The sequence below is a fragment of the Mucilaginibacter metallidurans genome (genome assembly GCF_003286435.2).
Lineage (GTDB): Bacteria > Bacteroidota > Bacteroidia > Sphingobacteriales > Sphingobacteriaceae > Mucilaginibacter > Mucilaginibacter gossypii.
Map to the genome: position 1 here is coordinate 2,533,872 of NZ_CP043449.1, position 14,027 is coordinate 2,547,898.

Genomic DNA, 14,027 nt, shown 5'->3' on the forward strand with positions numbered 1-14,027 from the left:
TCAACTATCTAAGTAAAATAAAAAAAATGCTACTTAATCTTTAATTGGAGCTTTTTCACCACCAGTTGCCCAATCTCGGCGCCTTGTTTATTGCCCACAATACAGGCATTTTTAAAATGGATCCCTCCCATTACCCTTGACATTCCTGCCGATTTCGCGGCCGCCCGAAATGATTTAAAAGAAAGCGGATCGATTCCAAACTCCATTTCTGACGAATCTGTATAAGCAAAATTATCACCAATCCTATTGGTAAGTACTTCGGCCGCGGCTGCCGAAATTACGGCATGGCCGCTACTATACTCCGGAAATGGAGGCGTTTGAATATATGGGCGCCATTCGGCATCCATATATTTGGTAATTATGGTTTCGGGGCGAACGTAATTTGAGCGGTATTTAAGGTACCAGCAATTAATAAAGCCGTCAAACAGGGCAATAGCAGTTTCGGTATAAACGCTTACTGTGGTTCCAAAATCAAATTTTTTACTTCTTGTACCGATTGCAGTAATATTCATCCAGTGCCCTCCAGGGGAAAATTTCTTGGTTGCAAACGATGCATGGCCAACTACATTAAGTTTAAAGGCATTATCATCCCAAAAATCGGCCTGATGTTTCTCTTCTTTGGTTAAGCTGTCAACTATTTGTTTTACCTCAAGCGCTTGTTTATAAAACGGACTATTATGGTCTTTAACATTGAAAGCCGGCGGATCGGGCGGAATAAATTGGGCTGTGGAATCCAGCACCATGGGCCTGATCTCACCCCAATGGGCCTCAAGGGCCTGCGCGTACATGGGCGGCGTGGGGATCCAACGACCATCCTGCTGTTTTACCGTGTATTTACTTGCAGACCGGGTTTGTGCATAGTGATCGCCTTTGCTCCACTTCAATATAAATTTAGCGACTTTATCAGCGTAGTTTACGGAGCCTTCAAATAAAACAGACGGCATACCTGCATCTTTGGCCTTCTTTTTAAGCTCATCAACATACTGATCCATACTTCCTTCCGGAAATGTTACCGCGTTGCCAACTGTGCAAAAAGCAAGCAACGAAGCAAACTGGTAATCAACAGCAGTATCTTTTGATGCTTTGGGTACGGCCGGTAAGTGCTTAATTTGCCCGGCTAAAGATCTAAAATGCTCAGGATCGCCGGAAGCTATAACTTCATAAGCGGCTATATTGGCATATACATAATTACGGGAAGCTGTAACCGGCGGAAAGTTATTTTCCAGTACAATATCATTAAGTTTTTTAACGGTTATACGATAAAGTTCGGGATCGTGGAGTACTTTTTCATAGTAGGGCTTTTTACAGGATGTGAATAAAAATAATACACCGGCAAGACAAAATAAAAAGGATCTCATAAGTTATAAAATAGGTTAAAAACCGGACAGATACACAAGGAGAAAATCTGTTGGTTTTTTGATTGATCAAGAGCCAATATAGGCTTTTTCCAGTACGCTGCAGCATATTCACCTTAGTTTTTTAACCCGATCAGGCATTTTTTTTATTTAATTAAAAGGCAGCATATTTTATAACAATATACACATGTTAATCCACCCGATATTATTAAATTTATCACCCCGGGTATCCGTCTTTTATAAACTAAATGAAGAAGATCTTTTTTATTGTACTTACCGTTATTATAATTATTGCGGCAGCTTATATTTTGCTCCCCGAAAAACCTGTTATAGCACAGGACCTGTCAATTGATACCTCCGATGTTATTGCCGGAAAATTCCTGACCACAGAAAGTGGATGGGATAAATGGTGGCCCGGTACCAAAACCGGGGACAGGCAATACAATTTTAAAGGTACAAAGATCAGTATCGATAAAATGACCAATAGCAGTACTTATCTTAAATTGAAAAAAGATAACCTGACTTTTGATGGCGAAATAAGTTATTTTGCCGACGCCGAAGGTTCTGCCAAATTTAAATGGGATGCTGTTGATAAGAATAACACCCAATTTTTTTCACGGATAACTAATTATTTCAAAACCAAAGATACGGAAAAACTGGTTGGCGAAATTTTACTAAGCCTTAAACACTTCCTTGAGGATGAAAGAAACGCATACGGTTATAGGATCTACTTAAATCATGCTAAAGACACAGTTTTGCTCGTTTCAGCTAACACCTATCCGATATATCCTTCATTACAGGTAATTTACAACACCGTTACAACCCTGCAACAACAAGCTGGCAGCCAGGGGCCAAACAAACAAACTTCCCTATGCTTAATGTTACCCAAACAGATGAGCACGAATACCAGGTAAATGTTGCCCTGCCAATCAACAAAACGATCACTCCTTTTCAAAAAACAAGTATAAACAACATACCTAAGGGGGGAATTTATTGGTGGCCGATGTACGTGGCGGGCAAAATACGGTTAACAATGCCCTGGCGCAAATGAAGATATACATGAAAGATCATAGGTTGATATCACCTGCCATGCCGTTTCAATCGCTTGTTACCAATAGACTGGCACAAAAGGACACCTCAAAATGGATAACTAAAATATATTATCCGATACTATAACCGTGATTATTTACTTAATAACATTAATCGGCCATCATAGGTAACCGCGAGATAAGTATTCAAGTTAGTTGCTGTTTTCACTGGCACCAGATAATTGATTTCCTGTGAGTTGATTGCACCGTTAACATAGTATGTCGGCGCATCAAATTGCTTTTGCTGTTTATTGTAGTGTAAATCAGCCAGCCCGAGTGCATCGTACTTTCCCTCATAAGGCACAACACCACAAAAGTTTCCGTTCAGTAATATATCGCCGTTGTTATATTTTAGCATCGATTTAATTGGAGCCTGCTGATAAAGATATGGCAGTGCAGTAATCGAAGCAGAATGCAATACATCGCTCACAAAAATACTTTTGAACTGGTTTACACTTAAACGATCATTGTCATCCAGTTTGTCCTTAAATACCTCAGTGGTGGTTTTGTCAGCCATTTTTTGATAACTAAGCCATTCTTTTTTGAGATATGGAAGTTCCTGCTCCAAATCATTTTTGGGACGAAAAGGGAAATAAAGGCCTTTATAAAAATATGATAATATCAAATCGTTTTTACCATCCTTGTCCAAATCGGTATTATAGGCATACAGCGGCTGATCAGCAGTAACATTATATTTGTTATTCAATCCCCAATTACCGGCAATAAGGTCCGCCTTGCCGTCGCCATCCATATCGCTTATTATAGCCGACTGCCACCAGCCCTTTTCCTTTTCCAAAACCGATGATGAAAAACGACTTAATTTTTTTCCATCATTCAGGAAAATGTAAATGGGCTGCCACTCGGCCGTAATCAGCAGATCAGACTTGCCATTGTGGTCGATATCGACAGTTGTTATACTGGTGACATATTGCAGGTTCATGATTTGATCATAAGCTTTGTCATGACTTATTTCAAACTTTCCATTGCCTTTATTAATGAGTATTGAAGAAGGAATAGTAGCTGTATAATCTTTAAATGAAACGGCGCTGGTAAATAAAATATCGTTCAGCCCATCTCCGTTAAAATCAAACAACGTAATTTTTGATGCCTGGTAATTTAGCTTTGGTAAATGTTGATCTTCAAACTGAAAATTGCCTTTATTGATATATAACCGGGGCTGTATCAATTTCTCCGTTTCCTGAAAAGGATGGTTAGCGCTGATCACGATCAAATCGGGCTTACCATCGTTATTTACATCAGCCCATGTAGCCTGCTCATCCGCAATATATTTATCCCGGTCAAATAATGACACTTTAACTTTGGTAAATCCACCCGATTTATTACCTGCAAGTATGTATTTTTCTTCGTCGGCTATGCCTCCTACGTAAATATCATCAATGCCATCATTATTGGCATCAGCTACAGCAATTGCGGGGGTGTGCTGCAAATAAGTGTGCGGTAAAAGCGAATAATAATTAAAGTCGGGAGTGTCGAAAGTTTTAACGTTGGCCAAAAGCTTTGCTTGTATAGATTTGCTGTCAAACTGTTTTTTATCGCTGATGAAAGCTTCGATAACCTCAGCTATAGGTTTACTGTTTTCAACTGCTTGAGGGTTATATCTTAAGGTAGTTTTCTGACCGGGCCTGAAATCCTTCACCACTTCGTAGCTATTGTCAGGCCAAACCACTAACAGCGATTCTGGTTTATCGTCAGGGGCAAATGTAAAAAGCAGCTCGTTATTCAAATTACTTTCGTACGCGTTGCTGGTTTGTATTTCCTGGTGATCGAGATGATGCTTTGACTTAAGGAAAAATTTGGTACCGATGCCATCACGGTTTAAAAGGTTATATTTTACAGTGTATTTAAGATAGCCCGGCTTGCTTTCCTTGCGGCCTTCCATTGTGGTATTATTATAGATATATGCCGGCTCATCCATATTGTTGGTCACAATATCCAAATCACCATCATTATCTAAATCAACGGCAACAGATCCTGCCGATATAGATGCCCGCTGCATATCGTTGCCGTTAGAAACATCTGTAAATTTCAATTTGTCCTCACCGTGATAAAAGTAATTATGTACGCCGCCTTCAGGCATTCTGTTGATCTTGTCCTTGTCAAAAACGCGATTTTGTTTATATGCCTGCATAACCATAGGATCACCAAGGTATTTCAGGTAATCCATATCATTGAGACGGCGTTTGATACCGTTAGAGAAGAACATATCTTTCTTTCCGTCCATATCAAAATCCTGCACCAGTGGCGACCATGTCCAATCTGTAGCGGAATTCCCGCTATACAAGCTCAGGTCGACAAACTTATTGCCGTTGCCCACGTTCAATTGCATGCAATTTTTTGAATATTGATAGTAATACCCGGCATTAACTTCCTGGTTATAAATATCCAAGGGTTCATCGTTGATGGTTGATCGTAACACCTTCATTTCTTCCGGAAGCATGTCGGTGCTAAGCACATCTAAATGACCGTCCTGATTGACATCACTGATAGTATTCCCCATTGAAAAAAGGCTGGTATGTCCGAACGCATTTTTCAACTCTTCCTTAAATGTGCCGTTATGCTGGTTGACATAGTAATAGTCCTGCTCAAAAAAGTCGTTACTTACATAAAGATCATCCCAGCCATCGTTATTCAAATCACCTACACTTACACCTAAGCCGTAACCGATCGGCGCCGAATAAATACCTGAACCCGCAGTTACATCTGCAAAGTGACCATTGTCATTCCTGAAAAGATGATCGCCGGCATCATGGCTGTATTTAAACCTCTGGGTTGAGTCGCCATAGGTATCATTGCTATGAACTGATGAAGTAAGCAGGAACATATCCAGGTCACCATCCTTATCATAATCAAAAAAAGAAGCCTGGGTAGAAAGTCCTGCAAAATCGAGCCCGTATTTGGCCGCGCTTTCGGTAAAGGTTAAATTACCGTTATTTATGTAAAGCTGATTTTTACCTTTAAAGGTTTTATAACCTGACACCACGCTTACGTAGATATCTTTAAATCCATCGCCATTGATATCAACTACAGTTACACCGGTTTTCCAATTCCCGGTACCTGCAACACCCGCTTTATCGGTGATGTCTTCAAACTTCATCCCTCCTTTATTAAGGTAAAGTTTGTTAGAACCCTGGTTTGATACGAAATAAAGATCGGGCAAGCCGTCGTTATTAAAATCAGCGGTAGCTACGCCGGCACCGTTGTAGAAATACAAATAATCTAATACATTAACTGAATCGGATACTACGTTCCTGTTTTCGAAGCTTAGTCCCGTTTCATTAGCTGGGAGTAATTTAAATACACCTTCTCCGGCTTTTTGGGGTTTACAAGAAGACAAGCCGACCACACCAATACAAAGAAGGATGATGAAATATCTAAGAATATATTTGGCAAACAGCATTAAATTGATGTTAACGTAGTTCATAAGCTTTAAGCGGTTCATCATTAATGCCAAACAGATAATAATTTTTACCGGCTGCATTTCTTATACCTAACGATGAGCGTACCTGTCCGTTTAAATTGAGGCCCGTTTTGGAAGCTGGAAAATAAGTAAACCCATTTTTTGTATATTGATAAACAAGCCCCCGATTAGCATCAAGCCGCCCGACTTCAGGTTTAAAGCCGTAAAAGTTGCCCCCTAAGATGATCTTCACAGCTCCGGTATTATCAAAATCTGCACACAAAATAGTATTTATCATAGATAACTGTGCATCGGCAGGCAGTGGTTTACAAATAAATTTTCCGCCTTTATTAAAAAATACCGCCGAAGCCAGGAAATTCATCTGGTGCTTTTCAGCGCCATCAAGCATCTCAGCAGGAAATACCTCGTCAAATGGTTTGCCCGCATAGTCAATATAGCGCAGAAAACGTTTTTTGAAGATCGGCATCTGGCCCACTAAATCCGGCTTCATATGAAAAACATAGTTTACTCCATCACTTTTATACATGGAAGTTACACATTCTTTTGTACCATTATTATCAAAATCCTTTACAAAAATTTCCATGGGCCGCTCAAACGAAGCCCTGAATTTTGAGTTAAGCCCGATGTTACCGCCAATAATATCAAGGGTGCCGTCGCCATCCACATCAGCAATTTCAAGACTGCTCCACCAGCCTTTGTAATTGGCCAATTGTTTATCTTCAGCAAATTTCCCTTTGTTGTTTTTGAAGATCTTAATCCCCATCCAATCACCTGCAATTATCAAATCTGGCGAACCGTTATGATCAATATCAGCCCATTTGGCTGCTGTTACCATACCGATCTTTGTATCCGTGCCCAATACTAATTTTGATACATCGGTAAAATGCCCGTCGCCTTCATTATGAAAAACAAATGATTGCGGCGAACATCCGTAAAGCCCGGGCACACTTCTGCCCCCAACAAAAAGGTCGGGCTTGCCATCGCCATCATAATCGGCCGAAATAATCACCGAGGCATTAACAGCTGCATGGAGTGTTCTCTCAGGGTCCCTATGAAAATTCCCCTTGCCATCATTCACAAAAAAACGAGGATTGTACACTGGTGTTTCAGCTTCATCGGCGTTACCTCCTACTCCTATTATCAGGTCCTGATCGCCATCGCCATCAAAATCGCCAAAAACAGCCCCCGCATTTTCCAGGTATTCCTGTTTTTTAAAATCTTCAGGAATGATTTGTTTAAACTTACCGTTCTTTTGTTGGATATAGATGCTGGCAAAACTGTTTTTTGAACTTCCGAAATAAAAATCAGTCAGCCCGTCGCCATTAACGTCACCGGTAGCCATATAAGGGTTTTCTGTCGATAACATCTGGAGCATCAGGCGCTCGTTGTCGAAATCGATAAAATCGTCCTCCTTATGCTTAGGAATGCTGTCAAATATTGATTTGGTAACATCGGCAAATAGTGTTTTAACAGCAGGCTTTGTCCAGTTATATTTCAAGACGGCATCGGTTTGCTTAACTGTGTAAACTTTATCCGCGTTTACGTTTTTTAACAACTGATAAGTATTACCCGGCCAAATCACCTGGATCGAATCAATAGATTTGTATTTACCTATACCTATTGTAAGTAAATTGGGCGATGTGCAACTTTGAAAACCACGTGTTGGCTGATTATAATAAATTAGCGAACTGCCCTTCATAAACACTTTTACCGTAGTACCTATTCCAAAAGTATTCAGGCCTGTTCCCTTTAATTTTATCTGGATGTGGTGGTTCCCATTTTTTTCGGCATTGTTTTTAAAGATAGAAACGGGGGCATTTTCATTATTTATAATCAGGTCATTATCCCCATCAGTATCCAGATCTGCATATGACGAGCCATTACTAAACCCAGGCTTATCCAAACCAAAATCAGTTGATTTATTGGTGAAAGTAAGGTTGTGATTGTTCAGATAGGCATAGTTAGACAAAGGCGATGAAGCCATTTTATCAGTAAAATCTTTATAATCAAATTTCTTCCGGCCTTCGGCTATTTTGGCCATATTATCGCGATTACCCAAAAACTCAATATAATCCTGATCGGTCAGGTCTTTATAGATGCCGTTCGACACAAAAATGTCTTTCCATCCGTCATTATCCATATCAAACATCAGCGCGCCCCAGCTCCAGTCGGTTGCTGCTACGCCCGAATAGAAAGCAGTTTCGGAGAACGTACCGTCGCTATTACGTACCTGCAGGCAGTTTTGCATGTATTGATTATAATAGCCATCGCGCTGCTTGGCTTTGATCACATCGTACGATTCAAACGAGGTCATTTTTTTTAAACGCCGATCGCCTTCGGGCAGCATCTCTGTAGTAAAAATATCATACTGCCCATCGTTATTAATATCGGCAATATCTGATCCCATTGAAGCCAGGCTCAGGTGGCCGGTTTCATTTTGAATATCCTCTTTAAAAGTTCCGTTTTTTTGGTTGATATAAAGATAATCGCGTTCAAAAAAATCATTGGAGACATAGATATCAGGATATCCATCCTGGTTGATATCGGCTACAGAAACGCCTAAACCAAAACCTATATCACTTGAATATATGCCCGCTTCTTTGGTTACGTTGGTAAAATGGCCGCCATCATTACGATAAAGACGGGCACCACCCAACTCATCAACAACAGCGCGCAGGTTTTTACTAAAATCAAACGACTCTATAGGCCTGAAAGAATTATTTAGTACAAAGCAGTCCAGATCGCCGTCATTATCGTAGTCGAAAAAAATGGCCTGGGTGGATAACCCATTATCTACCAGGCCATACTTTTGAGCTTCTTCTTTAAACGTACCATCGTGCTGATTAATAAATAGTTCATTACCCTTTTCGTTGCCGCGGGCATTACCGCTGTGGCAAACGTAAATATCAAGCCAGCCATCGCCATTGATATCAACCATAGTAGCCCCCGTGCTCCAGTATTTAGTACCCTTAACCCCTGCTTTATCGGTTATATTTTCAAATTTCCAATTTCCCTTGTTGATATAGAGTTGATTGCCGCCCATGTTTGATGTCAGATAAACATCATTGAGGCCATCATTATTGACATCGCCAATGGCAACCCCGCCTCCATTGTAATAATTACGAAAGGTGAACACATTGGTACGGTCCTGGTCATTGAGCCGATTAGCGAAATTGATGCCGATGGTTTCGTTATTCTGCTCGGTAAACAGGGTTTGTTTATCCCCACCATTACAGGCGCAAAAAATAGTAAGGATTAAGATAAGGAGAAACAGGGGTACTTTTGGTTGCATATACTTTGCGAAAAAACAAACGTAGCGGAAATTTCCGCTACGTTCCTTTCAATCAAATAAATCTCAATTATTAGTAACCTGCGTTTTGTTTAAGGTTAGGGTTAGAGTCAACAGCACGAGCCGGTATTGGGTACACAGTTCTTGTCTTATCACTCTTGTTAGGACGCTGATCAACCGGGTCATTAAATTTTTCAAACCTGATTAAGTCATTTCGCCTCCATCCCTCATAATACAACTCGAAACCACGTTCAGCCAGCATAGCTTTCAGGTCTAAAGTTGCCAGGGCAGCAGCCCCGCGCGGTGTCCTTATACTATTAACGATTGCAAGTGCGGATTCACCATTCGGATCTGTGCCTCCCCTCAGTATAGCCTCAGCCTTCATTAACCTCACATCGGCAAAACGTAATAAGATGTAAGTGTTTGTAGCGAAGTCGTCGTTAACAGAACCATCCGCCGCCGGATGAGGAAAGTATTTAATAACACGGATACCCTGCGCTTCTGTTGAATAGTTAAGGTTTACATCGGGTGTGAAAACGAGCGGAGAACCACCACGCTGTTTAAGGGCAACATGTCCAGGGCCATATTGTTGGCCAACCAGAAAACCAGTATTTAACCCGTTACGATCGGTGAGTTCTGTATATGAACCACCACGTCTCTCGTCTTTTGGATCAAATGCGTTATAAAAATCGGCAAGGGTGGTAAATCCATTCCAGCCACTGGGCGATTGATTATAGTGCATACCCATTCTCCAACGGTTGTGGGTATTTCCTGGCGCATTGGTAGAGGTGTTGATTATACCGAATATAATGCCTTTAGATTTATCACTGTTGTCCCATGCAAACTCCTGAAAGTATTTGCCCGAAGGCTCCAATTGATAGCCGGCATCAGCTACCCGATTGGCAAATACTATTACGCTATCCATATCGGTTTTAGCGAAAGTAAATGGCCCACCAACTGTAGTGGCTTTGTATACAGCTTTATTTAGATATACTTTAGCTAACAACGCTTCGGCAGCAGCTTTGCTTGCAATTCCTGCAGACGCGGAAGCACCAAGATTTGCTTCGGCAAATCGCAAATCTTTAATTATAAAGTCAGTTGCAGCGCTGCGATTATATACTTTAGGATTTTCACTTGACGGTGCGTCTGGATCTCTGAAAGGGGCTTGTCCATATAAGTCAACCACCTCAAACATAAAGTAGGCTCTTAAGAAACTGGCTTCACCTTTGGTTTGAGCGCTTGATTGTGATGAATTGATAACTTGTGTCGCCCGGTAAACACCAGTGTTCAATTGATCCCAGGTGTCGCTCACCTGGTTATGAAAAGCGTCCCAGGTGTGAGTATGTAATTTACGCCAGGTTCCAAAGTCCCCCCAGTCTGTTCCCCTGGTTGGTCCCATCATTTCATCAGTAGGATGCTCTTGCAATGCATAAGTATTTGCCTGATCTGCTTGACCGTTTAATTGCGAGTAAACACCTTTTAGATCAGATGCAGAACCATTACTTCCCTCCCTGATCACCTTTGAGCCGTAAACTTTTTCGTCAAGTTTTGCACAACTCATTATTGCCAGTAACGATGTTGCCAAACAAACAACGCTCGTTCTTTCTATTAATTTTTTCATTTATTTACTTTTAAAATCCTGCAGTTAAACCAAATGTATATGTACGGGCTTTAGGGTATGCAGTATAGTCTATACCCCTTGATGGAACACTATTAATGTCCTTATTAACATTTATTTCAGGATCAAGTCCTTTATAACCGGTTATGATAGCGAGGTTTTGGCCGGTAAGAGCTAATCTTAGCGATTTAATAAATTTACCATTTTTAAGTGGGAATGTATAACCAAGAGTTACGTTTGAAAGGCGGACAAAATCGCCTTTTTCAAGCCAACGGGTTGATACCTGGCCAGAGTTAAGTGGATTTTCGTTGGTAAATGCAACATCGGTTGAAACATTATGACCTGTTAACAAACTACCGCGGTAGAAATATGCATTTGCGGTATTGTCATAAATATAGAAGCCGGTTACCGCATTCAGGAAAACGCTTAGGCTCCAGTTACCATAAGTAAAATTATTGGTTAGGCTGGCTGTGAATTTAGGTAAAGCACTACCTTGTAATGTTTGAACGTCAATACCATCAGGGTAAATAGCAAAACCGTCTTTATCAAGACCATTATATTTAGTAACTTTAAAGGTGAATAATGGATAATTGTTTTGTATCACCTGGGAAAATGCGCCAGACAAACCCTGTCCACTAATAGCACCTGTTTGAACCACCCTTTGCTTAAAGTCTTTAACCTTGTTGCTCAGGAATGTCATATTATAATTAATATCCCAGGTAAATTTAGAGCCCTGGACAGCAGCTACACTCAGCCCCAATTCCAAGCCTTTGTTCAACACTTTACCCGGAAGGTTTATCCATTGCCCAGGAGCTGGAGCTGGAGCTGAAAAGTATTGAAAAAATAAAAGATCTTTGGTGCTCTTATTGAAATAATCAATAGTACCGGTTACCCTGTTATTAAAAATAGAGAAATCAATACCAGCACCATAGTTGGTTGTAGTTTCCCATTTCAGATCAGAATTAGGTGCATAAAGCTGGTTGGTGCCACCGTTCAGATCTGATTGATAAATTGAAAGTGATTGATATGCTGGGAACTCCTGATTACCTGTTTTGCCATAGTTTAAGCGCAGGCTAAGATCATCAAACAAGCCTTTTGGCGCAAAGCTTTCATTCATAATTTTCCATTTCACAGCCAAAGCGGGGAATGTCGCATAACGATTGTTTTTACCAAATTTTGATGAACCGTCGGTACGTACAGTTGCAGTTAACAGATATTTATCTTTATATGAATAGTTGACGCGACCATAATATGACTGTAACTGCGAACGGGTGGTATCACCAAATACAGGAAATGGATTTTGAAAATTGTTTATATTTTTAACCAACACGTTTGGCTGCGATGTTTTAAACCGGATATCATTAAAACCTTTATTGTTAAATACCTGATATGAATAACCTGCTAAAACTGTTAATGAGCTATTATCGGTCCATTTTCTGTCGTAAGTTAAGGTTTGTTCGGTAATTGAGTTGCCCAGTTTAACGGTTTGCAGCGCACCCATGCCTGTACCGGATATAGCCGGAGTAGTTTTACCTCTTATACTACCGCTGCTTGTATACCCCTGGATTCTCGGATCATAGAATGTATAACGTTTAGCTAAAGAATAATCATTACCATAAGTACCGCGATAAGTTAAATTTTTAGTCAGCTTAATGCTCAGTCCTAAATTTGCCAATACACGGTTAACATTATCCCTGTCCCAGGTATTGGTGAGCATATCTACCGGATTAAGGCTGCTACCATCGTAGTAGTAAGTGCCATCTGCATTTTTAATCGGATAAGTTGGGTTCAACCCTATTGTAGCACCGATAAGGCTACCCTGAAAACCCGCGTTGTTGGTGATAGGCGCATATACGTTTTTTACATTTGACCCGAGCAAGTTAAGATCAAGTTTCACTACATCTTTAAATAAAGATTGAGTAGCATTGATTCTTACGGTACCACGTTTTAGGCCCGACTTTTTAATGATACCATTTTGATCGTCATAGCTTCCGGAAACCCTATAAACAAAACCTCCAGTAGCTCCGCCAAAACCAAGGTTAAAATTCTGAGAAACCGCACCTCTAAATATTTGGTCCTGCCAGTTAGTATTTGCTCCTTTATTAATTGCATTTGCGTCTGCGCCTGTTGCCGCCACAGCCTGAAGAAATTGAGAGGCGTTAAGTAGTTTATAACGATTGGCAGCTGTAGCATAGGATGTATTTTCAGAAAACTGTATGCCCTGCCCTTTCCTGCCTTTTCTTGTTGTAATCAACACTACGCCATTAGCGCCTCTTGAGCCATAAATAGCTGACGCGGAAGCATCTTTCAATACCGAAATATTTTCAATATCTGCTGGATTGAGAAAAGAGAGCGGGTTACGAGCCGATGAACTACCGATAGGGCTAGCGGCGCTCGACGCAGCGTATGAATCATTGGATACCGGCACACCGTCAATTACATACAAAGGGTCATTTCCGGCTCTTATTGAACCGGTCCCCCTAATATTTATTGAAGCACCGCTACCTGGCTCACCACTTCCTGGAGTAACCGTTACGCCTGCTATACGTCCTTGAAGTAATTGGTCGGGAGTTGCGATCTGTCCTTTATTGAAGTCCTTGGTACTTAGCGAGGCCACTGCACCCGTTGCGTCCTTTACCCGTTGGGTACCGTATCCAACCACGACTACTTCATTTAGGGCCTTACTGGCCGATTCCATGCTTACGTTAATTTGAGTTTTACCGTTGATAGGTACAGTAAGATTTGAATAACCTACGTAGGTAAAAGTAAGACTTGGGGTATTTGCCGGAACCGAAATTTTGTACGATCCGTCTGTTGCTGTTATGGCGCCACCCTGGGCACCTACAGCAGTTACTACCGATACTCCTATTAAAGGGGAGCCATCTTTTTTGTCGGTTACTTTACCTGTTATTATCTTATTTTGGGCCATAGCAGGCTCCATCAAAAAGAGAAAAACAGCAAAGAAACATACGTTGAGTAAATGTTTAATTTGCATAAAACTTGAGATTTAGTTGAAATTGGTTGTTGTTTGGGTTTAGTTTTCAATCCGTAAAAAAAGATCCCAACATTTATACGAAGTCACGCTAATATAGTTTCGGGTTATCATAATAAATAATACCCGAAGTATACGCACAATGGCCATCCAAACATCGCCCGTAGCGGTAGATAAGAAGATGAGCACAGGAAAAGGCTAACAATGGCCGATCGTTTAAAAATGTAATGGTTTACAATTATTACA

The 14,027-nt window shown here is 40.7% G+C and carries 6 protein-coding genes; 1 reads left to right on the forward strand and 5 read right to left on the reverse strand.

What is annotated here, in order from left to right; translation table 11 throughout:
* Positions 1-29: 29 nt before the first annotated feature.
* A complete protein-coding gene (locus tag DIU38_RS10990; RefSeq protein ID WP_112651316.1) occupies positions 30-1,358 on the reverse strand; it encodes a vanadium-dependent haloperoxidase in 1,329 nt (442 codons plus the stop codon).
* A gap of 245 nt (positions 1,359-1,603) precedes the next feature.
* On the opposite strand from DIU38_RS10990, the gene DIU38_RS10995 reads away from it, so the two are divergent.
* Positions 1,604-2,269: a hypothetical protein gene (locus DIU38_RS10995; protein ID WP_149354076.1), complete on the forward strand. Its 666-nt coding sequence runs from the start codon at positions 1,604-1,606 to the stop codon at positions 2,267-2,269.
* 268 nt (positions 2,270-2,537) lie between these two features.
* Here the strand turns inward: DIU38_RS10995 and DIU38_RS11000 are convergent, their stop codons facing one another.
* From DIU38_RS11000 to DIU38_RS11015, 4 genes are all read right to left on the reverse strand, one after another.
* Positions 2,538-5,885 carry an FG-GAP repeat domain-containing protein gene (locus DIU38_RS11000; RefSeq protein ID WP_167516143.1) on the reverse strand — a complete coding sequence of 1,116 codons (3,348 nt, stop codon included), beginning with the start codon at positions 5,883-5,885 and terminating at the stop codon, positions 2,538-2,540.
* Entirely contained in the window at positions 5,872-9,174 is a 3,303-nt protein-coding gene (locus tag DIU38_RS11005; protein WP_112651310.1) for a VCBS repeat-containing protein, read from the reverse strand. Before DIU38_RS11005 ends, DIU38_RS11000 begins: the two co-directional genes overlap by 14 nt.
* A gap of 70 nt (positions 9,175-9,244) precedes the next feature.
* Positions 9,245-10,792, reverse strand: a complete 1,548-nt coding sequence (locus DIU38_RS11010; RefSeq protein ID WP_112651308.1) for a RagB/SusD family nutrient uptake outer membrane protein — start codon at positions 10,790-10,792, stop codon at positions 9,245-9,247.
* A 10-nt stretch (positions 10,793-10,802) separates the two neighbouring features.
* Entirely contained in the window at positions 10,803-13,784 is a 2,982-nt protein-coding gene (locus DIU38_RS11015) for a SusC/RagA family TonB-linked outer membrane protein (RefSeq protein ID WP_112651306.1), read from the reverse strand.
* Between the last annotated feature and the right edge of the window lie 243 nt (positions 13,785-14,027).

Bases quoted from the DNA above. Each gene is read 5' to 3' on its own strand.
- DIU38_RS10995 (WP_149354076.1), top strand. From the start codon at position 1,604: ATGAAGAAGATCTTTTTTATTGTACTTACCGTTATTATAATTATTGCG.
- DIU38_RS11000 (WP_167516143.1), bottom strand. From the start codon at position 5,885: ATGAACTACGTTAACATCAATTTAATGCTGTTTGCCAAATATATTCTT.
- DIU38_RS10990 (WP_112651316.1), bottom strand. From the start codon at position 1,358: ATGAGATCCTTTTTATTTTGTCTTGCCGGTGTATTATTTTTATTCACA.
- DIU38_RS11005 (WP_112651310.1), bottom strand. From the start codon at position 9,174: ATGCAACCAAAAGTACCCCTGTTTCTCCTTATCTTAATCCTTACTATT.
- DIU38_RS11010 (WP_112651308.1), bottom strand. From the start codon at position 10,792: ATGAAAAAATTAATAGAAAGAACGAGCGTTGTTTGTTTGGCAACATCG.
- DIU38_RS11015 (WP_112651306.1), bottom strand. From the start codon at position 13,784: ATGCAAATTAAACATTTACTCAACGTATGTTTCTTTGCTGTTTTTCTC.